The organism is Bradyrhizobium sp. AUGA SZCCT0169, from assembly GCF_018130085.1.
Lineage (GTDB): Bacteria > Pseudomonadota > Alphaproteobacteria > Rhizobiales > Xanthobacteraceae > Bradyrhizobium.
This window is the reverse complement of the sequence record NZ_JAFCMC010000001.1, coordinates 329084-353268: the sequence shown is the minus strand read 5'-3', so window position 1 is coordinate 353268 and position 24185 is coordinate 329084. Positions and strand designations below refer to the sequence as shown.

The following is a 24185-nucleotide window of genomic DNA, read 5'->3' as shown; positions in this document are numbered from 1 at the left end:
GAAAATGCCCCCGGCGATCCCGATCGCGACCTACCGCCTGCAGCTCTCGGCGGATTTCGATTTCGATGCGGCCGCTGCCGTCGTCCCGTATCTTGCGGCCCTCGGGATCACGCATCTCTACGCTTCGCCCTTCATGACGGCTCGCAAGGGCAGCACGCATGGTTACGACATCACCGATCACACCCATTTCAATCCCGAGCTCGGCGGCGAAGCCGGCTTCGAGCGGTTGAGCGCGGCGCTGCGGAAATACGATCTCGGACTGATCCTCGACTTCGTCCCCAACCATGTCGGCGTGCATTTCGCCGATAATCCGTGGTGGCTGGACGTGCTGGAATGGGGCCAGACCTCGCCGCACGCGGCATCCTTCGACATCGACTGGGAACTGTTGCCGTATCGCGCGCGTGGCGGCGTGCTGCTGCCGATCATCGGTTCATCCTATGGCCAGGCGCTGGAAAGCGGCGAGATCGAACTGCGCTATGATGCGGGCGAAGGCAGCTTTTCGGCATGGTATTTCGAGCATCGGCTGCCGATCGCACCCGAGCGCTACAGCGAAATCCTCCGAACCGTCGTCAGAGAAGCAGGCGCCGAAGATAGTCCAGCCGGCAAGGATATCCTTGCCCTCGCCGCGCGCTACCACGGGCTGCGCCGCCCGAACCGGAAGGAAGCGCCGGCGTTCAAAGAGGGGCTACGGGCAATCGCTGGAAGTACTGAGGCCATCGCGCACGGGATCGACGCCTATCGCGCCGGACCGGATCGTCCCGCCCAGACGCTGGCGCTGCATCACCTTCTCGAACGCCAGCATTACAAGCTCGGTCACTGGCGGCTTGCCTCCAGCGACATCAACTACCGCCGCTTCTTCGACGTCAATTCGCTCGCGGGATTGCGCGTCGAGGACGCCGGCACCTTCGAGGCCATCCATCAACTCGTCAGACGTCTGATCGCGGAACGAAAGCTGCAGGGCTTGCGGCTCGACCATATCGACGGCCTGCGCGATCCGGTCCAGTACTTTCAGCGCCTGCGCCGCCTGATCCGCGGCGCGCAGGGCGCCAAGCCATTTTACATGGTGATCGAGAAGATTCTCGGCGAAGACGAGAAGCTGCCTTCCTTCACCGGGGTTCACGGCACCACCGGCTACGAGTGGATGAACACGATCACGCAGGCGCTGGTCGACGGCGATGGCCTCGAGCCGCTCGGTGAAATCTTCCGCCAGATCAGCAGCCAGTCGCCGAAACTCGAACCGATCCTGAAGGAGGCCAAGCGCCGGGTGCTTGAAACCCTGCTCACCAGCGAATTCACGGTGCTGACGCGCCTCCTGGCGCGCATCGCCAGCGGACACTATTCGACACGGGACTATTCCGCCGACAGCCTGCGGCAAGCGCTGGAACTCTATGTGCTGCACTTCCCGGTCTACCGGACCTATTTGACGTCGTCGGGGCCGAACGCCCATGACCGTGCGCTGATCTCGCAAACGATCGCGAAGGCGCGCGCGGACTGGTTCGCCGCCGATGACGGCATTTTCGATTTCCTGCGCGATACCCTGACCATGGACCTGCTCAAGCCCGGCCGGCCTCCGCACAGCGCGCCGCGCGTGCGGCGATTTGCGCTGAAGGTGCAGCAATTCACCGGGCCGATGATGGCGAAATCGCTCGAGGACACCACGTTCTATCGCTACCACCGCCTGCTCGCGCTCAACGAGGTCGGCGGTGACCCATCTGCCAGGGCGCTCTCGGTCGAAGATTTTCATCAGGCCATGCAGACGCGGGCCCGGGAATGGCCGCATGGCATGACCGCGACCGCGACGCATGACACCAAGCGGGGCGAGGACGCCCGCGCCCGGATCATGGCGCTGTCCGAGATCCATGGCGAGTGGACCAGCGCCGTGGCGCGGTGGAAGGTTCTCAACGCGCCTCATTTGGTCATCGACGGCGAGATGCGCGCGCCGTCGGCGACATTCGAATACATGCTCTATCAGGCCCTGCTGGGAGCCTGGCAGCCGGACGACGAGGCGTTCCTGGAACGGATGCAGGCCTATGCCCTGAAGGCGGCGCGCGAGGGCAAGGAGGAGACCAGCTGGCTCAATCCGCACGAGGCCTATGAAGCAGGACTGAACACCTTCATCGCGCGCATTCTGGACCGCTCGATTTCCGCCGAGTTTCTCGACGCGCTCGATGCACTGGCGCGGCGCGTATCGCTATTAGGCGCCTTGAACTCGCTGAGCCAGATCACGCTCAAGGCAACGATGCCGGGCGTACCCGATTTCTATCAGGGTACCGAGCTGTGGGATTTCTCGCTGGTCGATCCCGACAACCGGCGGCCGGTCGATTTTGCCAAACGTGCCCACCTGCTCGCTTCACTGCAGACACCGGACTGGGACCAGCTGGTGCAGGATTGGCCGAGCGGCAAGTTGAAACTGGCCTGGACGCGGCAACTCCTCAAGTTGCGCACTGAGCTCGCCGATGTCTTCACGAACGGCGATTATCAGCCACTGGATATCAGCGGACCTCATCGCGACCACTTCATCGCCTTTGCCCGCCGCCGTGGCCGCGAGGCCGCAATCGTCGTCGTCACGAGATTGTCCGCGGCGTTCTCCGAAAGTGGCCGGGCGTGGCCCCGTGCGGAAAGCCATGATGCCACCCTCGATGTCAGCGGCTATTCGGCGGAGGGATTTGCCGACGCCGATGCCTCGCAATTGCGGTTGTCCGACCTGTTGGCGCACCTCCCCGTGGCCGTGCTGAAGGCGAGATATCACGGCGCGGCGATGCCTGCGCCGAAGCGCAGGCGCCTGATGCCAACGCCCTAGTTCTTCTTGGTCAGCAACAGGTTGCCGCGGCTCCGGATCGCGGCCTGGGCCACTTCGGCGAAGCGCTGCAGCAGCCATGGCAACACGACCTCCACCTTCACATGATCGTCGGCGACATCGACATGCCCGGCAGCCGCCTGCCCGAGCGCGCGGACGCGAAAGACCATGCGGTTGTCTTCCCATCGCTCCTCATCGACGCTCAGCACCGGCACGCTCGACGCAGCGCGCGATAGGCCGGACTTGAGGCGTCGCATGGCTTCTTCGCGGCCGAGGCTGTGCGGGATCGAAACGACGAGCGGTGCGGACATCGGAAAATCCTCAGGTCTGATCTTGCGGATGTAATTCCGTTCCGTTCGAAAGGAAGAGGCAAGCTCGATATGTGCGCTGCAATAAACGGAACTTTCACGATTGCCATTTGTTTTTCCGGTTGAGGGCAAGGCAAACAGCACCCAACGCGGGGCTGAGGAGAATTACATGTCAATCGGAACAATCATCCTTATCATTCTTATCATCGCCCTGCTGGGCGGCTTTTCCGGCATCGGCGGCGGTCCGTTCTACGGCACCGGCTATTACGGTGGCGGCGGCCTCGGCCTGGTGATCGTGATCTTGCTGATCCTGTTGTTGCTCGGGAAGCTGTAGGCAATTTTGAGATCGTAGGGTGGGCAAAGGTGCGCTTGCGCCGTGCCCACCTCTTTCATCGCAAGGGAAGAGGGTGGGCACGCTTGCGCTTTGCCCACCCTACTTCCCCGCCAGTTTCTTGATCGCCGCCTTGATCGACGCCGCCGCCTCATCGTAGCCCTGCCATGCCTTGGTTTTGGCCAGCAACGCCGGCACCGTGCGCACGGTGTATTTCTTCGGATCGAGATCGTCCCGTACCTGCGTCCAGGTTAGCGGCATTGAAACCGTGGCGCCGTCCCGCGCCCGCGGCGACAGCACGGCGACCGCGGTCGACATCCGGTCGTTGCGCAGATAGTCGAGGAAGATCTTTCCCTGGCGCTGCTTCTTCGACATGTTGAGCAGATAGCGCTCGGGATCATCGTTCGCCATCCACTGGCAAACGCCCTGCGCGAACGCCTTCGCTTCCTTCCACGTCACTCTGTCTTTGGCGCCGTACAGCAATGGCGTCACCACGTGCAGTCCCTTGCCGCCGGTGGTCTTGCAGAAGCTCTCGAGGCCCAAAGCGGTCAGCCGCTGCCGCATGTCCTTGGCGGCCTCGATCACGTCGGCAAACCCGACATTGGGCGCGGGGTCGAGATCGAACACCAGCCGGCCCGGCACATCGGGCGCGTCAGGCGCGCAATTCCAGGGGTGCAGCTCCAACCCGCCGCTCTGTGCGACGGCGGCCAGGCCCTCGACGCGATCGATCTGCAAATATGGCTTGCGGTCGCCGGAAACCTTGACGAGTTCGAGCAGTTCCGACTTGCCCGGCATGCCATGACGCTGAAAGAACGTCTCCCCCTTGATGCCATCGGGCGCGCGAACCACCGAGCACGGCCGCCCCTTGAGATAGCCGATCATCCATTCGCCGACCGCTTCGAAATAACGCGCAAGATCGAGCTTGGTCACGCCCTTGCCGTCACCGCCGTCGGGCCACAGCGCCTTGTCGGGTTTTGAGATGACGACGCCCATCACTTCAGCGGATTTGGCCGACGATTTGCCGGACCTGATCAAAGGTTTTGCCGCCTTGGTCATGACAGGCCTCTCCGCTTCAACCTCGTTCGCCGGCTTGTCCTGCCGTAGCCCCTTGAACGCCGCCTGCCTGATGTTGCCGCCGTCCGTCCACCCCGCGAATTCGATCTCGGCGACCAGCTCCGGCTTCAGCCAATGCACGTCGCGGGTCTTCTTCGGCGCGTCCTTGCCGCCAAACGGGCTCTTGTCCGAACTCGCCGCCTTCAGCGCCGGCATGATGCGCCGGACCGTGTCCTGCCCAAAGCCGGTGCCCACGAGGCCGACAAAGGCCAGATGACCGTCGCGATAGACGCCGGCCATCAGCGAGCGGAATTTGCCGTTGGTGGTCTTCCATCCGCCCAGCACCACCTCGTGTCCGGCGCGGGTCTTGGATTTGGTCCAGCTTTCGGACCGCCCGGATCGATACGGCGCGTCCAGCTTCTTGGAGATGATGCCTTCAAGCGCCAATTTGTTGGCGGCTTCCAGGACGGAATCGCCGCTTTCCTCGAAATGCGCGACATACTGAATCAGGCGGCCCTTACGCTTCCTGGCTTCCAGAAGCTGCTTCAGGCGCGTCTTGCGCTCGCCAAGCGGCAGGCCGCGTAGATCCTCAGATCCGGCGAACAGCAGATCGAACGCGAAGAAGATCAGCGCGCCGGTTTTGCCGTCGGAGATCGCGGCCTGCAGCGTCGAGAAGTGCGGCACGCCATGATGGTCGAGCGCGGCGATTTCGCCGTCGATCAGCACATCCGGCAGCGATGTCGCCTCCTTGGCGATGGCGCCGAACTTTTCCGTCCAGTCCAGTGCTTTACGGGTTTTCAGGACGGCGTCGCCATCCTCGACCCGCAATTGCATGCGGTAGCCGTCGAATTTGATCTCGTGGCACCAGCCGTCCGAATTGGGTGGGCTTTCGGCCGAGGCGCAAAGTTGCGGCGCGACGAAATCCGGCATCGCATCGGCTTTCTTAACTTTGGCCGCCTTAACCTTGGCCACCTTAACCTTGGCCGCGGCGCGCGCCTTCGTTGGAGGCGCGGACCGCGAGATCGACGTCCTGATCGATGTTTTTCCCTGCGCCCGCGCTTCCGCCGCCTCGCCGCGGTTGGAATGCCACACCGCATCGGCCTGGGCTTTGCCACCCCTCGCCAGCATGAACGGCTTTGGCGCGCTCCCCTTGCCGTTCGCGATCTGATCCATCGAGCGGCCCGACGCGACCGATTTGTCCTCGTCGAGGATATCGTTGGCGTCGCCTTCCCTCACGAACTCGTCGCGGTGTTTAATCAGCAGCCAGTTGGTGCGCTTTCCGCCGTAACGGTCGCCCTTCATCCGCACCAGCACCCAGCTGCCATGCAGCTTCTCGCCGTGCAGGTTGAATTTCAGGTCGCCCTTCTTGAAGCCGCGGTCGGGGTCGTCGGATTCCCAATAGCCGCGATCCCAGAGTTGCACGGTGCCACCGCCGTACTGGTCATCTGGAATGGTGCCTTCGAAATCGCCGTAATCGAGCGGATGGTCCTCGACCTCGACCGCGAGCCGCTTGTCGTGCGGATCGAGCGAGGGACCGCGCGTCACTGCCCACGATTTGAAAACGCCGTCGAACTCCAGCCGGAGATCGTAATGCAACCGAGTCGCGTCATGCTTCTGGATCACGAACCGCCGCTGTTTTGAGGGCGCCACCTTGACGTCGCCGGATGGCTCGCTGGTCTTTTCGAAATCGCGCTTTTTCCGGTAGGTGGTCAGGTTTCGCAGCGACACGGTCAAGCCTCATATCCGTCGGCCGCCCGCGCGGCGGCAAAAACCAGTATCCGAAACCCATGGTAACCGCTGAAGTTCCGAAACCAAACCCCGCCAGACGTGACCTGAGCACGCTTTCGCATCCCCACCGCTAGTCGTCCCGGCCTTGAGCTCAGATGCGCAATTGCGCATCGGGGGACCCATACCGCGTGATCTCTCGATGAAGGCTCGGTCGCAGAGACCTTTCGCAAAACTTCTCCCTGTGGTTATGGGTCCCGGCTCAAGGCCGGGACGACGGCGGTCTTTGTTGCTGCACTGAGCACTGAACATACTTTCGCGATCTCGCGGCCTGATGGGCCCGAGCTTTGCCAGAAACTTCCCGCCCTCTCATCAAGAGGGCGCAGGGAAGACCGGGTGCGCGCTGCACCCGCGGTCCCGTGTGCGGTTAGCACAAGAAATGCTGCACACGAGCATACAGGGCAGCGGAGAACACCCGGCCTTCCCTGCGCAATGGCTTTACGGCTTATGCCGTGATCTCCCCGGAGACGAGTTCTTGGTTGACTCCGTCGCTGCCGTTCGGCTCTCGCCTACCCGACAGCTTGACGCCAGCAACGGGCGCCAGGACCACACGGTTTTGCCGTACGCCTATCCACGCCGTCGTCTCAGCGTAAACCAGCGTCCACCGCAACCCGTCCAACGTCCGTGACGACGGCCGACGCCCTCTGAGTGGGACGGGATGGGCAAACATATGCACCTGATTTGCATTCTGGTAAACAGAAATATTTTTTTCTTTGGGGCTTGACAAGGATTCCGTAAATCAGAAGTGATCTGCCCGTCGGGTTGTTTTGTCGCACCCAACCGTCATTGCGAGCCAACGGGTCGCGCGAATGCGCGCCCGATGACAGGCTCCGCGAAGCAATCCATGCCTCGGGTTGGCGCAAGAAGGATTGCTTCGCTGCGCTCGCAATAAGGGAAATACGGCGTAGCTCTCGGACGGTCGCAACAGGAACCAAAACTAGCACTAACCGTTGAAGTTCCGAACCCAAACGCCTCACCGGAGATTGTCATGGCCCCTCGCGCCTATTGGAAAGGCTCGCTGAAGCTTTCCCTCGTGTCATGCCCGATCGCGCTGTATCCGGCCTCGACCTCCGCCGAGAAAACCCGTTTCCACATGATCAACAAGGAGACCGGCAACCGGCTGAAGCAGCAGATGGTCGATAGCGAGACCGGCGATGTCGTCGAGAGCGACCAGAAGGGCCGCGGCTACGAGTTGAAGAAGGGCGAGTATGTCGAGGTCGAAAAGGAGGAGCTGGAGGCGGTCCAGATCGAGAGCAACCACACCATCGACATCGACAGCTTCGTGCCCCGTGACGAGATCGACAAGCGCTATCTCAACAACCCCTATTATATCGTGCCGGACGGCAAGGCCGGTATCGACGCCTTCGCCGTGATCCGCGACGCCATGAAGGACCAGGACCGCGTCGCGCTGGCGCGCATCGTGCTCACCAACCGCGAGCACGTCATCGCGATCGAACCGCTCGGCAAGGGCCTGCTCGGCACCACGCTGCGCTATCCCTACGAGCTGCGCGACGAGGACAGCTATTTCGACGACATCAAGAGCCCCAGGATATCGAAGGACATGATCGAACTGGCCAGCCACATCCTCGATACCAAGGCGGCGCATTTCGATCCGTCGAAGTTCAAGGACGAATACGAGAACGCGTTGAAGGCGCTGGTCCGGCGCAAGGCCTCCGGCAAGCCGGTGAAGACCGTGGAGCGCGAGGAGAAGGCCGACAACGTCGTTAGTCTGATGGACGCGCTGAAGCAGAGCCTGAAAGGCAAAGGAGCGGCGAAGCGGCGAGCCCACGCCGGCACATCGCGCCGGACGCCGCAACGGCGAGCGGCCAAGAAGGCGCACCGGTCGGCGGCGCGGGCGCGCAAGGCGGGGTAGTTTCGAGAACGCGCCCCACTCATTCGTCATGCCCGGGCTTGACCCGGGCATCCACGACTTCCTTGCCGCAGCAAAGACGTGGATGGCCGGGTCAAGCCCGGCCATGACGAGATAGAGATGCCCTACTTCTTCGCCTTCCGCTTCTTCGCTGTCTTGCGCTTCTTGGCCGCCTTCTTCGGCACCTTCTTGCCCTTGGCGCGCGCCTCGGAAAGCCCGATCGCAATCGCCTGCTTCTTGCTCTTCACTTTTCTGCCGGAACGGCCGCTCTTCAAGGTGCCGGCCTTGCGTTTCTTCATTGCGCGCTTGACGTCGGTGGACGCCTTCTTCGAGTATCGTGCCATGGATCTACCTCCCGATTGGAAGGAAATTAATCATCGCTTGGCATGAAAGTTCCAGAGCCCGCAACCTCAGGCGATCGCGGCATGGAGCTCGGATGAATTTTTCGCAGCCCGCAATCGCGCTAGCGTATCCGGTGATCTCAAACTCCGGGCTACCAGCGCCAGCGCGGCGAGCGCTTCGTTCTCCACTGCCGCCGGCAGCAACAGGACGAACACGACGTCCACCTCCTGTCCGTCGATGGCATCAAACTCGATGCCCTGCTTCAGCTTTGCGAGCAGTCCATAGGGCCGCTTCAAGCCCGTCAGCCGGGCGTGCGGAATAGCGATGCCATTGCCGGTCCCCGTCGATCCCAGCTCTTCCCGCTTCAGCAGATGCGACGTCACCTGATCGACAGCCAGGCCGAGATTGACGGCGGCCGTGGCCGCCAATTCCTGCAACAGCTGCCCCTTCTGCGAGGCCCGAACGTCGATCATGACGTCGGTTGGCGATAGCAGATCGGAAATCTTCATCGTGACTCCAGCCAGGCTGCCGCGTATCAATCCGGCGCGCGCAGCCGATAGCCTATACCGGTTTCAGTCAGAACAAACTGCGGGCGCTCCGGATCGGCCTCGATCTTCTGCCGGAGCTGGCGCACATAGACCCGCAGGTATTGCGCGTCGGTCAGTTCATCCCACAGCTCCTTGAGCAGGAACCGGTGAGTCAACACCTTGCCGGCGTGCTGCACCAGCACGCGCAGCAGTTCATACTCCTTGGGTGACAATTTCACGTCCTTGTCCCCCACCTTGACGATGCGGCGCACAAGATCGACCGCGAGGTCGCCCGATCGGAATACCGGGCGCTCACCCTGGACCTGCAACTGGTGCCGCAGCGCGGCGCGCATGCGGGCGAGCAGTTCATCCATCCCGAACGGCTTTGTCAAATAATCGTCGGCGCCCAGATCGAGCGCCTGAACTTTCCCGGCCTCGTCGCCGCGGCTAGACAGCACCACGATGGGAACGCTGTCGTTGCGACCACGGATCATGCGCAGCAGTTCGTGGCCCTGGATGTCCGGCAGGCCGAGATCAAGGATGATCAGCGCGGGCCCCTCGGCCAGCTTTTCGAGCGCTATCTTGCCGCTGGGAGCTTCCAGAATATCGTAGCCCTGCGTGCTCAATCCCATCCGCAGCAGCTTGCGTATCGGCGGCTCGTCGTCGATGACAAGGACCTTGATCGGTGCGGCACTCATGCGGCGGTGTCCAGTGCATCTGATACGGCCGGGACCGGCAAGCGGATCGTCAGTACGGCGCCGCTCCGGTCAATCCGGTTGGCGGCCGAGATCGTGCCGTGCATGGCCTCGACAAAGCCGCGCGAAATCGCCAGGCCAAGGCCGGTGCCCGGGCGGACGTGATCGCCCTTTTGCGCGCGGTGAAACTTGTCGAATATCATGTCCAGCTCCTCGGGCGGTATACCATCGCCTTCGTCAATGATTTGCAGGGACACCCAATCTCTTTCCCGCGAACTCCTGATCGAAATCGTGGTGTTGGCCGGCGCATATTTCGCCGCGTTGTCCAGCACGTTGAAGAGCACCTGCTCGAACAGCACCGCATCAAGCTGCAGCATCGGCAAGTCGGCGGCCAGCTCAAGCGAAACCTTGTGGCCTCCAAGAATCTTGCTGGCGCGCCGAAGCACGCTGCCGACGATCTCGCCGATATCATGCAGCGCCGCATTCGGCACCACGGCGCCGGATTCCAGCTTTGTCATGTCGAGAAGGTTGGCGATGAAGCGGTTGAGCCGTTCGGACTCGTCGATCACGGTCGCCAGCAGATCCCGCTTTTCGGTATCGCTCAGGCCGCTATCAAGGTCCCGCATCGCGCTTGCGGCGCCGAGCACCGAGGCCAGCGGCGTCTTGAGATCGTGCGAGATCGACGTCAACAGCGCCGAGCGCAGACGATCCGACTCCACCGTGCGTTTGACGCGGTCCATATCCTCCACCAGCAGCACCCGTTCGATCGCGAGCGCGCCCTGATCCATCAAGGCATCGAGCAACCGGCGCTGATCCGGGGTGAGCAACGGCCCGGTCTTGTCATCATCGATGCCGATGACGCCGATCGGCCCGCGTCCGGTTCGCATCGGCAGGAAAAGGCGCTTGGCGCCCGGCAGCGTATCGGCGCCGCGGCCCGCGGCCCGGTCGTTGCCCCATGCCCAGTTCGCGGCGGCGAGATCCGCCTTGTCTAGTTGATCTTCGGGCGGATAGCCGGCCTTGACGGTAATGATGCCGTCCTCCGGCAACAGCAGCACCACCCGCACCTTCAACATCAACGCCGTCTGGTAGGCGGTCGCCCACAACACGTCGTCGAGGGTCGCGGTGCCCGCGAGCTTGCGGCTGAAGGCGTAGAGCGATTCCGTGGTGCGGACCCGGCCCATCGCAGTCACGGCCTGCGTTCGTACCCGCGCCGCGACGTTGGAAACCAGGATCGCAATCAGCATGAAGAAGAAGAAGGCGGCGACATTGGGCGGATCGGTAATCGTAAAGGTATAGACCGGCGGGAGAAAAAAGAAATTGTAGCAGAGTGACCCAACCACGCTTGCAAACAGCGACGGCAACAGCCCGTAACGGACGGCGGCCCCGACCACGGCCGTCAGGAACACGAGATCGACGTTTTCGATGCCCAGCCGCGGATGAACCAGCAGGCCAGCACCGAGCGCAATGGCGACGAACGCCAGGGACACCGCATAGGGCAGCGGATCGAACGGCTCCTGCCGTTCGGCCGTGCGCACCGTTTTCCTCGGAACGGGCTCGGCCGCGAGTTCCTCGCCGGCGATGACGTTGACGGTGATATTGCCGGCACGGCGCACCAGATCGTGCACCACCGAACCGCGCATCAGCTCGAACCACCACGACCGTGCCGACTTTCCGATGATGATCTGCGTCACGTTGTTCGCCTGCGCGAAATGGATGACGTCATCGGCGATGCGGCGGCCGACGCCGGGAATGGTCAGCGCCTCGCCGCCCAGCGCCTCGGCGAGCCGCATCGTGTCGGCGAGCCGGTCGCGCTGCTCGTCGGTCAGTTGCAGGCTGCGCCTCGTCTCGATGCTGATCGCCGTCCATTGCGCGTGCAGCCGATCGGCCAGCCGCTTGGTGTAGCGCACCAGCCCCGCCGATCGCGGGTCCTCACTGATGCAAACCAGAACACGCTCACCTGCGGCCCAGGGCCCGGCGATCGCGTTGGCCTGCATGTGGGTCAGGAGTTGCTCATCGACCCGTTCGGCGGTGCGTCGCAAGGCCAGTTCGCGCAGCGCAGTCAAATTGCCCGGTGAGAAATAGTGTTCGAGCGCCCGTTCGGCCTGCTTGGGGACATAGACCTTGCCCTCCTTCAGCCGCTGGATCAAATCATCGGGCGTGAGGTCGATCAGTTCGATGGCGTCGGCGAGATCGAACACCTTGTCCGGCACGGTTTCGCGCACCCGCACATGCGTGATCTGCGCGACCACGTCGTTGAGGCTCTCGATGTGCTGGATGTTGACCGCCGTATAGACGTCGATGCCATGGGACAGCAGCTCCTCGACGTCGAGGTAGCGCTTGGGATGGCGGCTGCCGGGCGCGTTGGTATGGGCGAGTTCGTCGACCAAGGCGATCTGCGGACGCCGCGCGATCAGCGCGTCGAGGTCCATCTCCTCGAGAACCTGGTCCCTGTATTCGAGCCGCTTGCGCGGCAGCACTTCAAGGCCCGTCAGCAGCGCCTCGGTCTCCGCCCGGCCGTGGGTCTCGACCACGCCGACCACGACATCTATCCCGGCCTTCCTCTTGGCATGGGCGCTTTGCAGCATCTCATAGGTCTTGCCGACGCCGGGGGCTGCGCCGACGAAGATCTTGAGCTTCCCGGCACGATCATTCTCGCGGCGCGCAGCCTCCAGCAACGCGTCCGGCGAGGGTCGTTTTTCATGATCCTGGCGCTGATTTGCCATGCGGCAATATAGTCATGTCATCCGGCGCGGCCTAGCTCCCGTCATTTGGCTGCGGCGGCATCCAGCGCCAGATTCAGTGCCAGAACGTTGACCCTGATCTCGCCGAGCAATCCTGCCATGCGGCCCTGGGTGTGCTCCGTGACCAGCTGGCGGACGCGCTCTTCCGGCATCTTCCGCGCCTTGGCCACCCGCGGCACCTGGAATAGCGCCGCCTCCGGCGAAATATCCGGATCGAGGCCGCTGGCAGAGGTCGTGACGAGGTCGACGGGGACGGAAGCGTTGGCGTTTTCCGCCTTCAGCTTGTCGACATCCTCCTTGAGCCGGTCGGCCAAAGCCTTGCTGGTCGGGCCGAGGTTGGAGCCGCCGGAATTGGCCGCGTTATAGGGTGCCGACACCGTCTTTGTGGAATCCACCGGGTCCGGCGCCGAGGTCGCCGAGAGCCGCCCGTGGAAATATTTGTCTTCCTTAAACTCCTGCCCGATCAGGGCCGAGCCGATCACCTTGCCGTCCTTCTCGATCAGGCTGCCTTGCGCCTGCTTCGGAAAGATCACGCCGGCAATCGCGGTCATCGCGAGCGGATAGGCAAGGCCTGTGATGGCGGTCAGCAACAGCAGCAGGATGATGGCGGGGCGAATTTCGCGAAGCATGGTGTGTCTCCTCAGGCCAGGTTCAAGGCGGTGACCACAAGATCGATAGCCTTGATGCCGATAAAGGGAATGATGATGCCGCCGAGGCCGTAGATCAGCAGGTTGCGGCGCAGCAGTGCCCCTGCCCCGACGGCACGGTAGGCGACGCCTTTCAGCGCCAGCGGAATCAGCGCGATGATGACGATCGCGTTGAAGATGATCGCCGACAGGATCGCGCTTTGCGGGCTCGCCAGATGCATGACGTTGAGCACCTCGAGCTGCGGATAGAACGCCAGGAACATTGCGGGGATGATGGCGAAATATTTTGCGACGTCATTGGCGATCGAGAACGTCGTCAGTGCACCGCGCGTCATCAACAGCTGCTTGCCGATCTCGACCACCTCGATCAGTTTTGTCGGGTTGGAATCGAGGTCGACCATGTTGCCGGCCTCGCGCGCGGCCTGGGTGCCGGTGTTCATGGCGACGCCGACGTCCGCTTGCGCCAGCGCGGGCGCGTCGTTGGTGCCGTCGCCGCACATCGCCACCAGCTTGCCCTTGGCCTGCTCGTCGCGGATCAGCTTCAGCTTGTCCTCAGGCGTTGCCTGGGCGAGGAAATCGTCGACGCCGGCCTCGGCCGCGATCGCCGCTGCCGTCATCGGGTTATCGCCGGTGATCATCACGGTGCGGATGCCCATGCGGCGCAATTCGGCAAAGCGCTCGCGGATGCCGCCCTTGACGATATCCTTGAGGTGGATGACGCCGAGCAGGCGGCCGTCCTTGGCGACAGCGAGCGGCGTGCCGCCGGCCTTGGCGATTTCGTCTGCGATGGCCTGGAGTTCGCGGGCCGCTTCCGTACCCACCGTCGGCTGGATCGCACGAACGGCGTTGCCGCTCGCCATGGTCTGAGCGGTGCCGCCGCCGATGTAATTGAGGATCGCATCGACCGCGCCCTTGCGGACGGACGAGGTGCCTGCGTCGATGCCGCTCATGCGGGTTTGCGCGGTGAAGGGCACGAATGTCGCGGCGAGCTCCTTCATGTCGCGGCTTCGAATGTTGTATTTTTCCTTGGCCAGCACGACGATCGAGCGGCCCTCGGGCGTCTCGTCGGCGAGCGAAGCCAGCTGCGCCGCATCCGCCAGCTCCTGCTCGGTCACGCCGCGGACTGGCCGAAACGCGGTTGCCTGGCGGTTGCCGAGGGTAATGGTGCCGGTCTTGTCGAGCAGCAGCGTATCGACGTCGCCGGCGGCCTCGACCGCGCGGCCGGACATCGCCAGCACGTTGAAGCGCACCAGCCGGTCCATGCCGGCAATGCCGATCGCGGACAGCAACGCGCCGATGGTGGTCGGGATCAACGTCACGAACAGCGCCACCAGCACGACCACCGAAATCGAGCCGCCGGCATAGGCCGCATAGCTCGGGATCGTCACGGTCGCGAACACGAAGATGATGGTGAGGCCGGCCAGCAGGATATTGAGCGCGATCTCGTTCGGCGTCTTCTGCCGCTCGGCGCCTTCCACCAGCCTGATCATGCGATCGATGAAGGTCGATCCCTGCGCCGCGGTGATACGGACACGGATCCAGTCCGACAGCACCTGGGTGCCGCCGGTTACCGCCGAACGGTCGCCGCCGGATTCGCGGATCACGGGCGCGGATTCGCCTGTGATCGCCGCCTCGTTGACCGAGGCGACGCCCTCGATCACTTCGCCGTCGGACGGGATGTTGTCGCCGGCTTCGACCAGAACGATATCGCCGACTTTCAGCGCGGTGCCGGGCACCAGGCGAAACGTCTTGTCCGAACCGGTCAGCAGCTTGGCCTGGCTCTCGGTGCGGGTCTTCTTCAGCGATTCGGCCTGCGCCTTGCCGCGTCCCTCCGCCACCGCTTCCGCGAAATTGGCGAACAGCACCGTGAACCACAGCCACATAATGATCTGGAAGGTGAATCCGAGATTCGTGCCGCCGGTGACGAGGTCGCGCAGGAAGATGATGGTGGTCAGCGCAGCCACGACCTCGACCACGAACATCACGGGGCTCTTGATCATCAGCCGCGGGTCGAGCTTGACGAACGACGACCTGATCGCCGGCACCAGGATCTTCGGGTCTGATATCGCCGAGGCCGTCACCTTTTTCTGCAGTTTCATGGCTTCCATGGACGTAACTCCGAAGAGAGATCGATCAGAACAGATTGTTGGCGTTGTCAGCGAGGTGCTCGACGATCGGTCCGAGCGCCAGCGCCGGGAAGAAGGTGAGACCGCCGATGATCAGGATCACGCCGACGACGAGGCCGACGAACAGGCCACCGGTGGTCGGCAGCGTGCCAGCCGATGGCGGGATCGACTTCTTGGCCGCCAGCGAGCCCGCAATGGCCATCGCCGGCACGATCATGAAGAAGCGGCCGACGAACATCGAACTGGCGAGCGTCAGATTGTAGAACAAGGTGTTGCCGGTCAGGCCGCCGAACGCCGAACCGTTGTTGCCGGTGGCCGACGTGAAAGCGTAGAGCACCTCGGTGAAACCATGCGGCCCGGCATTGGCCATCGACGCCACCGCCGGCGGAAATACCACGGCAACCGCGGTCCAGCCGAGATACATCAACGGCAGCACAAGGATGGCGAGCATCGCCATCTTGACCTCGCGCGCCTCGATCTTCTTGCCGACATATTCCGGCGTGCGGCCGACCATCAGCCCGGCGACAAAGATCGCCAGCACGACGAACAGCAGCATGCCGTAGAGGCCGGCGCCGACGCCGCCGACGATGATCTCGCCGAGCTGCATGTTGATCAGCGGGATCATGCCGCCAAGCGCGGTGAATGAGTCATGCATGGCGTTGACCGCGCCGCAGGAGGCCGCCGTGGTGACCACGGCGAACAGTGAGGATGCAACGATGCCGAAACGGACTTCCTTGCCTTCCATGTTGCCGCCGGAGAGCCCGAGCGCGCTCAGCGTGGAAGTGCCGTTGGCTTCGGCCCAATAGGTGATGGCGACGCCCGCGAGAAACAGCACGCCCATGACGCCGAGGATCGCCCAGCCCTGGCGCTGGTCGCCGACCATGCGGCCGAACACGTTGGTCATGGCGGCGCCGATCACGAAGATCGAAAGCATCTGCACGAAGTTCGACAGCGCGGTGGGGTTCTCGAACGGATGCGCGGCGTTGGCATTGAAGAAGCCGCCGCCATTGGTGCCCAGCATCTTGATCGCGACCTGCGAGGCCACCGGGCCGACCGCGATGGCCTGCTTTCCGCCCTCCAGCGTCGTGGCGTCGACATACGCGCCCAGCGTCTGCGGCATGCCCTGCCAGACCAGGAACAGCGTGTAGATCACGCAGATCGGCAGCAGCACATAAAGCGTGCAGCGCGTGACGTCGACCCAGAAATTGCCGATGGTGCGCATCGAGGAACGCGAAAAACCGCGGATCAGCGCCACCGCGAGCGCGATGCCGGTCGCCGCCGACAGAAAGCTCTGGTGCGTCAGGCCCAGCATCTGCACCAGATAGGACAGCGTGCTTTCGCCGCCGTAGTTCTGCCAGTTGGTGTTGGTGATGAAGGAGATCGCGGTGTTGAACGACAGATCCGGCGCGACCGCGGACTGATCCTGCGGATTGAACGGCAACAGCGCCTGCAGCCGCATCAGGCCATAGATGACGAGGAAGCCGCCGACATGGAACAGCAGCATCGCGACCGTATAGGTCAGCCAATGCTGCTCGCGCTTCTCATCGACGCCACCGATCCAGTAAAGCCCGGCTTCGACCGGCCGCAGCACGGGCGACAGAAACGTGGACTCGCCGTTGAAGACGCGGGTCATGTACCAGCCGAGCGGTTTGACCAGCGCGACCACGATGGCGCAGTACAGGAAAATTTGAATCCAGCCGATGACGGTCATGGTCTAAAACCCTTCAGGATCTCTTTGCGGGCAGCAGCAGGTGAATGAGCGCGATCAGCAGCGCCGAGGTAACGACAAACGCCAGGACGACTTGGACCAGCGTGATCATGGCGTCCTCAGAAGCGTTCGGGCCGCAGCAGCGCGTAAGTCAGGTAGAACAGGAGGCCTAGCGAGACGAGCCCGGCGAGCGAATAATCGAACATCATGATCGTTCTCCCTCAGAGCCGTTCGCAGGCGTAGGCGTAACCAATGCCCGCCAGAAAGAAGCCTGCGCCTAGCGCCAGCACGATAATGTCCAGCATGGGATGTTCCTGTGCGACATGAGCCGCGGGCCGAACGGACGGCCTCGCCTTGATTGGTGGTGAAGTGCCACCGCGCGCATAGGTTTTCGAGATGGGGGCAATGGCGACGTTATAGGAATTCCATAAGTGCCCGTGGTCCCGGGCCACACCAGTCACCTTCCGCCAAATGGGTGACGGTGGCTATGGGTCCCGGCTCAAGGCCGGGACGACGTGGGGAGAGAGCGTGCCCACATCACCCACTTATGAAATCCCTATTTCTCCGCCCTTCGCCGCATCTCGTTTTCAAATGGCGTTTTGACCACCTTGGACCCACGGCTGCGGTTTCAGCCGCCCCACAAGTGAGATCACGCCATGTTCATTCTCGCACAACCCCAAACCCCCGCTGAACCCGGCGACCGGCTGCGCAACGCCTATGCCGTGACCGCTGAATTCCTGTCCGACATCGTCAGCCAGACCTGCCGGCGCTTTCCGTCCGTGGGCCAGAGCGGCAAGACCGCCCGCATCGAGCGTCTGATTCAATCCGGCGCCTGGACCGATGCCGCGCTGGCACTGATCGATCTGGAATTGCCGCAATGGCAGCTCCGCCGCATCGCCTATGACGAAGGCAAATGGCATTGCGCGCTGTCGCGCGAACGCGAACTGCCGGACTGGCTCGATCAATCCGCCGAGGGCCGTCACGCCGATCTGGCGCTGGCGATCCTCAGCGCCTTCGTCGAGGCCCGTCGCCTCAGCGCGCGGGCAGACCGGACCAGCGTCCCGATGGTGCCGCAAAAGACAGACGTATTTTACCAGCCGGTCCTGACCGAGAATTTCGCCTAAAGCCGCGAGCAAGCCTTGGCGCAGCTCCCGAACATTGAAGCGCCCGACGCGCGATCCTATGCGGCTCCTATGCGATCGGCATCTCGCCACTCTCGAATTTATATCCCGCCGGGAAGATATTGGCGGCATGAGCCATGCGGTCTCGAATCGCGCGGCTCACCACTGGAAGGAATACCAACGTGAAGCTCGTCGAACCTCCATCGTGTAGCTCTGCCTCTGCAATCGTCTTCATCGGCAGGAACCAGCGCGGCCAATGGGTCGCCCAGGAACAGAACGGTCTTTATGGCGGCCTGTTCGTCAGCCGCGCGCAAGCGGTCAAATATGCGCTGTTCGAGAACGGCCATCATCCCGAAAGCATCGTCGAACTGGCGCGCGAGATCGAACTCGACATGGGCGAGGCGCCCACGATCTCCAGCGCCGTTCGGCGCGTCGCGTAGCCGGCCGGTCAGATGTCCGTCCCCATGACGTCACTTTCAACTCCCGCCACCTGGCTGGCGGGCTACATACCGGACATTCCCACCCCGTTCGACGAACACGACGCCGTGGATCTGGCAGCCCTTGCGATGCTGTGCGAGCGCCAGATCGAGGCCGGCGTCACCGCCATCCTGGTCAGTGAAACCGCCGGCGAAGCCCCGACGCTGACACCTGCGGAACAGGAAGGCATCGTTCGCACCGCCGTCAGAGCGGCGCGGGGCCGCGTCCGTGTCGTAGCCGGCGCCGGATCCAATTCGACCAGTCACGCGATCGAGCTGGCGCAGCGCGCTGAAGCGGCCGGCGCCGATGCGGTGCTTTCGGTGGTGCCTTACTACAACAAGCCGATGCAGGCCGGCATCCAGGCCCATTTCAGGGCGATCGCGATCTCCACCGCGCTGCCGATCATCCTGCACGACGTTCCATCGCGGACCATGCGCGAACTGTCCAACGACACGCTGTTGCGGCTCGCCAATTCAAAACACTTCATCGGGTTGAGGGATGCGACCGGCGACATCGCCCGGCTATGCCGCTTGCGGCAGCTTCTGCCCGCAGGCTTTCGACTGTTGTCCGGCGACGACACGACGGCGCTGCCGTTCATCGCCAACGGCGGGGACGGCCGTATTTCCGTCGTCTCGAACGTCGCGCCGGAATTGTGCCAGGCGGTATTCTCCAATTGCAGGCAGGCACGGCCACAGACCGCGCGATACCTGCACAACCGCCTGTTGCCGCTGACAACCTGTCTTGCGAATGAAAGCCCGGCGGCGCTGAAATACGCGCTTTTCCTGCTCGGCTTCATATCCCCGGCCACCCGCCTGCCCATCGTCGAACTTACCGATGACGCGAAAGCGGAAGTTGCGAGCGCGATCGCAGCAATCGGCGATGAGGATATCGCCTGCCCGGTCGAGCACTGGCACGGGCCTCGGCTGCACGAGGATGCCGCGCCTCCCTCCCAGGCGCGGCGCGGATGACTTCCGAGGTTCACGGCACGGAATGGTTTGCCGGCACGCTGCGCGCCTGGCATCTGGCGATGCTGCGCTATGCCGTGACGCTTGACAACGCCGACCGGCTGGCCGTGCTCCGGATCGCCCGTGAGATCGACGGGCTCCATCCGCGGCAGGACGGCAGCTCCGAGTTCGAATTTTTTCGCCGCACCAGCGCAGAGCTTTGCGCGGCGATCCTGCAACCGAATGAGCGCGCGCCCGCGGTACTGCAACAGTATCTGGTGCGGCTTGACGATGACCGTCTCAAACGGGCCTTTGCAGCGGCGATCGATGCCAGTCCGCAGCTGGTCGTCTCTCCGATCAGCCGGGCCGCTCGACAGCGCAACGAGCTGTGGAGGGGGCTTTCCTCCCGCAGCAATCATTGAGCGCGGGAGTCATCAAGCCTGCAGTGAATGGCTATATCTAAAGCCTCACGTTCAACCGGGCGACGCGCGCCCAGGACTGCTCTTTAGAGGGACTGCTCTTTAGGGAGACTGCGCTTCAAAGGCCGTGCTTCTCCCGCCATTTCGGTCCGGGGCCGCGCACATAGTGGTCCTCCGGCCGATATCTTGCGACCGGGCCGTCCCAGGACGGACCCAGCAACGTAACCACCACGCCGATGACGTGGCGCAGTTGAGAAACAAGAACCGATGCCCGGAAGGGAAGCTGCCGCATGTAGTCCTCCACGCGAACGATTAACATGGAAGCGACAAAGCCGATGCTTTCAGCCCTTGTTGGACCGATCGTAGCGATAACCCCGGAGCTCGATCTCGCGCTCGATACGGCGCATCTTCGAATCGGCGATGGCCTCGATCATGCTTTTCAGCAAACCGTTGACGCGTCCCAACGCGCCGCGCGTGCGTACGCTCTTGTTCTGGATGCGGCCAAACCGGTAATCGCTGGTGACCAAATGAGCCATCTCGTATCTCCACGGTCGGCTCGCTGTGCGAGCCTCAGAAGCTGAAAATGCGCAGGCCGGCATAGGAAATCGAGGCAGACGTCAGCCCCTTCGCATAGCCGCGGCATAAGCGGCGGCCGGGATCGCGGCGGGCACCTTCCCTTCTCCAGAATTTGCTGCTTTCCGCCTGGAAAAGGCGCACCTAACGATCGCGGTCCAAGAGGCCGAACATACATTTGACCACAAATTCCCCGGTGCTAGCCTTGCCGAGAACACGGCGTCGGCGCAGGTTTCAGCCGCGATCATTGAGGAATGGAAGCCATGAACGTAGCGCCGCAAGCGGACATGCCGAGCGATCCGGTTGCTTCCGAAGGTGTGGTCGCGGCGGGGGCCTATGTCGACGGCCGGCGGGTCGCCAATATCGCCATCGAGGAAGCTTCGAGTTGGCGCAGCAAGCCCGGCCATGTGGTCTGGATCGGGCTGCACGAACCGGACATGACGCTCCTGACGAGCGTGCAGCAACAGTTCCAGCTGCATGATCTTGCCATTGAAGATGCGAACAACGCCCATCAGCGGCCGAAGATCGAGCAATATGGCGACGGCCTGTTCATTGTGGCACGCACCGCGCAGCTCGTCGGCGACAGCATCGCGTTCGGCGAAACCCATCTGTTCGTCGGCGAAGGATATCTCGTCTCCGTTCGCCATGGCGCCTCGACATCCTATGCGCCGGTGCGCGCGCGCTGCGAAAGCTGCCCGCGGGCGCTGGCCCGCGGCGAGGATTATATCCTCTACGCCATTCTCGATTTTATCGTCGATAACTACTCGCCGGTGCTCGAGACCATCCAGGAGGAGGTCGAAGCGATGGAGGAGCAGGTGCTCGCGAGCGCGATGACACGGGCGCAGATCGAGCGGCTGTATCTGTTGCGGCGCGATCTGTTGCGCCTGCGGAACGCGGTGGGACCCCTGGTGGAGGTCTGCCGCCGGCTCGAACATGACAATCTGCCGATGATCCGCCCCACCATGCAGCCGCTGTTCCGCGACGTCACGGACCACGTCCGCACCGTCCAGGAGCAGATCGACTCGCTTCGCGAGGTTCTCGCTTTTGCCTTCGAGGCGAGCCTTTTGGTGGGCCAGGCCCAGGAGACCGCGGTCTCCAAGAAACTCGCCTCATGGCTTGCCATCATCGCGGTCCCGACCGCGATCGCCGGCATCTACGGCATGAACTTCAAGCACATGCCGGAACTGGAGTGGGAGTATGGTTACTTCGCCATTATCGGCACGATCCTGACCGTTTGCGCGGGCCTGTTCTGGCGCTTCCGGCGTGCCGGATGGCTATAAGCTGACCGGCCTACCCCGTTTTCGCAACGCAAACGAGTACCAACTTTGCCCAAGACGCTATAGAATGCCGTCGAGCCAGTGATTTGGCCGATGGATGAGCATCATGATTGCGACATCGATGAGTCGAATAATCGTACCGTCCATGGTTGCGGCATGTAGCGTGGCGGCCATATTCGCCGTCTATTACGTCCGCCACGAGCCGCGGGTCGATACCAGGGCCGCAACCGCCGCGCCGACGATCTCGAAGCCGGCATTGGACGCCCCAAAGCAGGGTGCGCTCGCAGCGGCGCAAGCGGCGGCAAACGCCGTGACGGCCACGCTGGGCGGACCACCCCCACCGCCGGACAGCGTGCCGTCATTCGACATCGCCCGCATCGAGCCGACGGGCGAAGCTGTCATCGCCGGCCGGGCCATGCCGGGCGCAGCGGTGGAACTGCTGCGCAACGGCGAGATACACGATCGCGTGGTGGCGGATCAATCCGGACAATTCGTCATGGTTCCGCCCCGGCTTCCCTCAGGGACTTATGACCTGACGCTGCGGGCCAAGGAGCCGGACGGCAAGCAGACCTCGTCCAAACAGAGCGTGACGGTGGCGCTTGAGCCGAAATCAACCGACCGGCCGGTCGTAGCGTTGATGGCGCCGGACAAACCCACTGTCGTGCTGTCGCAGCCGGCTGTGCCTAAGCCGATGGCCGGTGCAGTGGTTGCGGAGACGGTTGAGATCGAGCCGGGCGGCAAGCTCCATGTCAGCGGCCGCGCCCGCCCCGGCGCCGCGGTGAAGCTTTATCTCAACGACAGCTTTATTGCGTCGGCAACCGCTGCCGCAGACGGACGTTTTGCGGTCACGATCAAGGAGGGGGTCGCCTCCGGCAGCTACCGCGTGAGGCTGGACGAGTTGGAGCAGAATTCCGGCGCGGTGCGCGCCCGCGCCGAGGTGCCGTTCAACGTTCCCGACACGATGGTCACGGCCTCCGTGCCGGCCACCGCGGCCAAACGGCTGGACGTTGCCTCTGCACAGCAGCCGGAGCTGGCCGGCGCCATGGCCGCCGTTCTGCCAGACAAGGACTCGCCGCCAGACAAGGGCTCGCCCTCCACCGTGGTCGTGCCGAAGATCGCCACCACCACCGTCTCGCGCGGCGACAGCCTCTGGCGTATCAGCCAACTCTCCTATGGAGCGGGCACGCGCTACGCCGTCATTTACAAGGCGAATCGGGAACAGATCCGCAATCCCAACCTGATTTATCCCGGCCAGGTTTTTGTCGTTCCGATGCCTGAAGCGCGGCCATAGCGTCTGCGCGAGAGATTGCGCGGCTTTTTAGCTCGCGCTCGATTATGTGCGGCGGCTCTGCTGGACGCGCATGACGACCGTCACGTCTCGGGTGAACGACTAGCTCGCTTCACTCCGCCGCGGTCCACAGCCTGGCCTTGGCCCGCACGGCGCGTCGCAGACCTTTCGGCTTTTAATCATTTGTGCCGAGGCGCCTTCGCCTTGGCACGCTTCCCTGCGGGGCTTTGAGGCGGTACAACCCGCCTGTATTCTCGTGTGTAGCGGCTAAATGAAGTGTAGCGGTGCAGACCAGTGACAATACTTGATCGAATTCTCGACGCGGCCGCGGATAATCTCAGGATAGCGAAAATCCTGGTCCAGCTGGGCCTCGACCCCAACAACATCACCTACGACGCGCTGTTCAATCGCCTGCTGGAGATTTTTCTCCACAATATCACGCTGGCCAACATGTTCGCCCTGGTCGGCGCCATCTTCTTTGTCGCCACCTTGCTGACGCAGACCATGGTGCCGCTGCGCGTCGCGAACATGATCGGTTGCGCATTCTTCGCCCTGTTCGGCGCGCTCACGGCATCCGTCACGACCTTCCTGTTGTATCTCCTGATGGTCCCCATCAATGCGTATCGCCTCCGACAGATGCTCGTTCTGGTGAAGAAGGCCCGCAGCGCAACGAAGGGCGATACGTCGCTGGAATGGCTCAAGCCGTTCATGACCGAACGCAAGTATCGCAAGGGCGATATTCTGTTCAAAAAAGACGATGCCGCCCATGAGATGCTGCTGACCGTCACCGGAAAATTCCTGGTCAAGGAAATCAGCGTCGAACTTCCGCCGGGGCGTTTGATGGGCGAATTTGGTTTCCTCACGCCCGATAACCGGCGCACGGCGACGATCGAATGCATCGAGGATGGTCATGTGCTGACCATCACTTATGACAAGCTGCTCGAGATCTACTTTCAGAACCCGCAGTTCGGCTATTACTTCCTGGTCCTGACCAGCCAGCGCCTGCTGGAGAACATTGCGCGACTCGAAGGGATTGTCGCGCAACACAAGTCCTTGCAGCAGGCTGCGGCTGCGAACGGCCCCAACTAGAGCAGCGGCGTAAGCAATTGGGTTGAATTGGTCGGGCGGCAGCCTCGCTGCACCTCTCCCGCTTGCG

The 24185-nt window shown here is 63.0% G+C and carries 22 protein-coding genes; 10 read left to right on the top strand and 12 right to left on the bottom strand.

What is annotated here, in order from left to right:
• Window positions 1-4: 4 nt before the first annotated feature.
• Window positions 5-2800: a malto-oligosyltrehalose synthase gene (gene treY / locus JQ609_RS01730; protein ID WP_212271780.1), complete on the top strand. Its 2796-nt coding sequence runs from the start codon at window positions 5-7 to the stop codon at window positions 2798-2800.
• Here treY and JQ609_RS01725 read toward each other — a convergent pair.
• Window positions 2797-3108: a polyhydroxyalkanoic acid system family protein gene (locus JQ609_RS01725; RefSeq protein ID WP_212206353.1), complete on the bottom strand. Its 312-nt coding sequence runs from the start codon at window positions 3106-3108 to the stop codon at window positions 2797-2799. The two genes, treY and JQ609_RS01725, sit on opposite strands and share 4 nt — an antisense overlap.
• Window positions 3109-3274: 166 nt before the next feature.
• Here JQ609_RS01725 and JQ609_RS01720 point away from each other — a divergent pair, with 166 nt between their 5' ends.
• Window positions 3275-3439: a DUF3309 family protein gene (locus JQ609_RS01720; protein WP_065752791.1), complete on the top strand. Its 165-nt coding sequence runs from the start codon at window positions 3275-3277 to the stop codon at window positions 3437-3439.
• Window positions 3440-3538: 99 nt separating this feature from the next.
• Here the strand turns inward: JQ609_RS01720 and ligD are convergent, their stop codons facing one another.
• On the bottom strand, window positions 3539-6217 hold the full coding sequence (gene ligD / locus JQ609_RS01715; RefSeq protein ID WP_212271779.1) for a DNA ligase D: 2679 nt from the start codon (window positions 6215-6217) through the stop codon (window positions 3539-3541).
• A gap of 1045 nt (window positions 6218-7262) precedes the next feature.
• Here ligD and JQ609_RS01710 point away from each other — a divergent pair.
• Window positions 7263-8147: a Ku protein gene (locus tag JQ609_RS01710; protein WP_212210249.1), complete on the top strand. Its 885-nt coding sequence runs from the start codon at window positions 7263-7265 to the stop codon at window positions 8145-8147.
• Between the two features lie 122 nt (window positions 8148-8269).
• Here the strand turns inward: JQ609_RS01710 and JQ609_RS01705 are convergent, their stop codons facing one another.
• From JQ609_RS01705 to JQ609_RS01670, 8 genes are all read right to left on the bottom strand, one after another.
• Window positions 8270-8488, bottom strand: coding sequence for a DUF6496 domain-containing protein (locus JQ609_RS01705; protein ID WP_212210248.1), 219 nt, complete (start codon window positions 8486-8488; stop codon window positions 8270-8272).
• Between the two features lie 66 nt (window positions 8489-8554).
• Window positions 8555-8995 (bottom strand): PTS sugar transporter subunit IIA, encoded by a 441-nt coding sequence (locus JQ609_RS01700; RefSeq protein WP_212210247.1) that lies wholly within the window; start codon window positions 8993-8995, stop codon window positions 8555-8557.
• Window positions 8996-9021: 26 nt separating this feature from the next.
• A complete protein-coding gene (locus tag JQ609_RS01695; RefSeq protein ID WP_212210246.1) occupies window positions 9022-9711 on the bottom strand; it encodes a response regulator in 690 nt (229 codons plus the stop codon).
• The gene (locus tag JQ609_RS01690) at window positions 9708-12431 is read right to left on the bottom strand and encodes a sensor histidine kinase KdpD (protein WP_212271778.1); all 2724 of its coding nucleotides are present in this window, start codon (window positions 12429-12431) and stop codon (window positions 9708-9710) included. Before JQ609_RS01690 ends, JQ609_RS01695 begins: the two co-directional genes overlap by 4 nt.
• A 41-nt stretch (window positions 12432-12472) precedes the next feature.
• Entirely contained in the window at window positions 12473-13078 is a 606-nt protein-coding gene (locus JQ609_RS01685) for a K(+)-transporting ATPase subunit C (RefSeq protein WP_212271777.1), read from the bottom strand.
• 11 nt (window positions 13079-13089) lie between these two features.
• Window positions 13090-15204 (bottom strand): potassium-transporting ATPase subunit KdpB, encoded by a 2115-nt coding sequence (gene kdpB / locus JQ609_RS01680; RefSeq protein ID WP_212271776.1) that lies wholly within the window; start codon window positions 15202-15204, stop codon window positions 13090-13092.
• A 25-nt stretch (window positions 15205-15229) separates the two neighbouring features.
• Window positions 15230-16933, bottom strand: a complete 1704-nt coding sequence (gene kdpA, locus JQ609_RS01675) for a potassium-transporting ATPase subunit KdpA (RefSeq protein ID WP_212271775.1) — start codon at window positions 16931-16933, stop codon at window positions 15230-15232.
• Between the two features lie 116 nt (window positions 16934-17049).
• The gene (locus JQ609_RS01670) at window positions 17050-17139 is read right to left on the bottom strand and encodes a K(+)-transporting ATPase subunit F (protein WP_212210241.1); all 90 of its coding nucleotides are present in this window, start codon (window positions 17137-17139) and stop codon (window positions 17050-17052) included.
• Between the two features lie 447 nt (window positions 17140-17586).
• On the opposite strand from JQ609_RS01670, the gene JQ609_RS01665 reads away from it, so the two are divergent.
• From JQ609_RS01665 to JQ609_RS01650, 4 genes are all read left to right on the top strand, one after another.
• The gene (locus tag JQ609_RS01665) at window positions 17587-18054 is read left to right on the top strand and encodes a hypothetical protein (RefSeq protein ID WP_212271774.1); all 468 of its coding nucleotides are present in this window, start codon (window positions 17587-17589) and stop codon (window positions 18052-18054) included.
• Between the two features lie 179 nt (window positions 18055-18233).
• Window positions 18234-18491 carry a hypothetical protein gene (locus tag JQ609_RS01660; RefSeq protein WP_212271773.1) on the top strand — a complete coding sequence of 86 codons (258 nt, stop codon included), beginning with the start codon at window positions 18234-18236 and terminating at the stop codon, window positions 18489-18491.
• 24 nt (window positions 18492-18515) lie between these two features.
• Window positions 18516-19496, top strand: coding sequence for a 4-hydroxy-tetrahydrodipicolinate synthase (gene dapA, locus JQ609_RS01655; RefSeq protein WP_212271772.1), 981 nt, complete (start codon window positions 18516-18518; stop codon window positions 19494-19496).
• Window positions 19493-19894: a hypothetical protein gene (locus tag JQ609_RS01650; protein ID WP_212271771.1), complete on the top strand. Its 402-nt coding sequence runs from the start codon at window positions 19493-19495 to the stop codon at window positions 19892-19894. Before dapA ends, JQ609_RS01650 begins: the two co-directional genes overlap by 4 nt.
• A 115-nt stretch (window positions 19895-20009) precedes the next feature.
• Here the strand turns inward: JQ609_RS01650 and JQ609_RS01645 are convergent, their stop codons facing one another.
• Window positions 20010-20183 carry a hypothetical protein gene (locus JQ609_RS01645; protein ID WP_212210237.1) on the bottom strand — a complete coding sequence of 58 codons (174 nt, stop codon included), beginning with the start codon at window positions 20181-20183 and terminating at the stop codon, window positions 20010-20012.
• Between the two features lie 49 nt (window positions 20184-20232).
• A complete protein-coding gene (locus JQ609_RS01640; protein ID WP_212271770.1) occupies window positions 20233-20427 on the bottom strand; it encodes a hypothetical protein in 195 nt (64 codons plus the stop codon).
• Between the two features lie 300 nt (window positions 20428-20727).
• Here JQ609_RS01640 and JQ609_RS01635 point away from each other — a divergent pair, with 300 nt between their 5' ends.
• The 3 genes from JQ609_RS01635 (at window position 20728) to JQ609_RS01625 (ending at window position 24118) form a co-directional block, all read left to right on the top strand.
• Entirely contained in the window at window positions 20728-21744 is a 1017-nt protein-coding gene (locus JQ609_RS01635; RefSeq protein ID WP_249119493.1) for a magnesium and cobalt transport protein CorA, read from the top strand.
• Window positions 21745-21904: 160 nt separating this feature from the next.
• Window positions 21905-23032 (top strand): Ig-like domain-containing protein, encoded by a 1128-nt coding sequence (locus JQ609_RS01630; protein WP_312014785.1) that lies wholly within the window; start codon window positions 21905-21907, stop codon window positions 23030-23032.
• A 291-nt stretch (window positions 23033-23323) separates the two neighbouring features.
• On the top strand, window positions 23324-24118 hold the full coding sequence (locus JQ609_RS01625) for a Crp/Fnr family transcriptional regulator (RefSeq protein ID WP_212210234.1): 795 nt from the start codon (window positions 23324-23326) through the stop codon (window positions 24116-24118).
• The last annotated feature ends 67 nt before the right edge of the window (window positions 24119-24185 follow it).

Excerpts from the sequence above, each read along its gene's own strand:
- kdpB (WP_212271776.1), bottom strand. The coding sequence starts at position 15,204 with ATGGAAGCCATGAAACTGCAGAAAAAGGTGACGGCCTCGGCGATATCA.
- JQ609_RS01710 (WP_212210249.1), top strand. The coding sequence starts at position 7,263 with ATGGCCCCTCGCGCCTATTGGAAAGGCTCGCTGAAGCTTTCCCTCGTG.
- JQ609_RS01720 (WP_065752791.1), top strand. The coding sequence starts at position 3,275 with ATGTCAATCGGAACAATCATCCTTATCATTCTTATCATCGCCCTGCTG.
- JQ609_RS01705 (WP_212210248.1), bottom strand. The coding sequence starts at position 8,488 with ATGGCACGATACTCGAAGAAGGCGTCCACCGACGTCAAGCGCGCAATG.
- JQ609_RS01640 (WP_212271770.1), bottom strand. The coding sequence starts at position 20,427 with ATGGCTCATTTGGTCACCAGCGATTACCGGTTTGGCCGCATCCAGAAC.
- JQ609_RS01725 (WP_212206353.1), bottom strand. The coding sequence starts at position 3,108 with ATGTCCGCACCGCTCGTCGTTTCGATCCCGCACAGCCTCGGCCGCGAA.
- JQ609_RS01635 (WP_249119493.1), top strand. The coding sequence starts at position 20,728 with ATGAACGTAGCGCCGCAAGCGGACATGCCGAGCGATCCGGTTGCTTCC.
- JQ609_RS01690 (WP_212271778.1), bottom strand. The coding sequence starts at position 12,431 with ATGGCAAATCAGCGCCAGGATCATGAAAAACGACCCTCGCCGGACGCG.
- JQ609_RS01670 (WP_212210241.1), bottom strand. The coding sequence starts at position 17,139 with ATGATGTTCGATTATTCGCTCGCCGGGCTCGTCTCGCTAGGCCTCCTG.
- JQ609_RS01645 (WP_212210237.1), bottom strand. The coding sequence starts at position 20,183 with ATGCGGCAGCTTCCCTTCCGGGCATCGGTTCTTGTTTCTCAACTGCGC.
- JQ609_RS01665 (WP_212271774.1), top strand. The coding sequence starts at position 17,587 with ATGTTCATTCTCGCACAACCCCAAACCCCCGCTGAACCCGGCGACCGG.
- JQ609_RS01695 (WP_212210246.1), bottom strand. The coding sequence starts at position 9,711 with ATGAGTGCCGCACCGATCAAGGTCCTTGTCATCGACGACGAGCCGCCG.
- treY (WP_212271780.1), top strand. The coding sequence starts at position 5 with ATGCCCCCGGCGATCCCGATCGCGACCTACCGCCTGCAGCTCTCGGCG.
- JQ609_RS01700 (WP_212210247.1), bottom strand. The coding sequence starts at position 8,995 with ATGAAGATTTCCGATCTGCTATCGCCAACCGACGTCATGATCGACGTT.
- JQ609_RS01685 (WP_212271777.1), bottom strand. The coding sequence starts at position 13,078 with ATGCTTCGCGAAATTCGCCCCGCCATCATCCTGCTGCTGTTGCTGACC.
- dapA (WP_212271772.1), top strand. The coding sequence starts at position 18,516 with ATGACGTCACTTTCAACTCCCGCCACCTGGCTGGCGGGCTACATACCG.
- JQ609_RS01650 (WP_212271771.1), top strand. The coding sequence starts at position 19,493 with ATGACTTCCGAGGTTCACGGCACGGAATGGTTTGCCGGCACGCTGCGC.
- kdpA (WP_212271775.1), bottom strand. The coding sequence starts at position 16,933 with ATGACCGTCATCGGCTGGATTCAAATTTTCCTGTACTGCGCCATCGTG.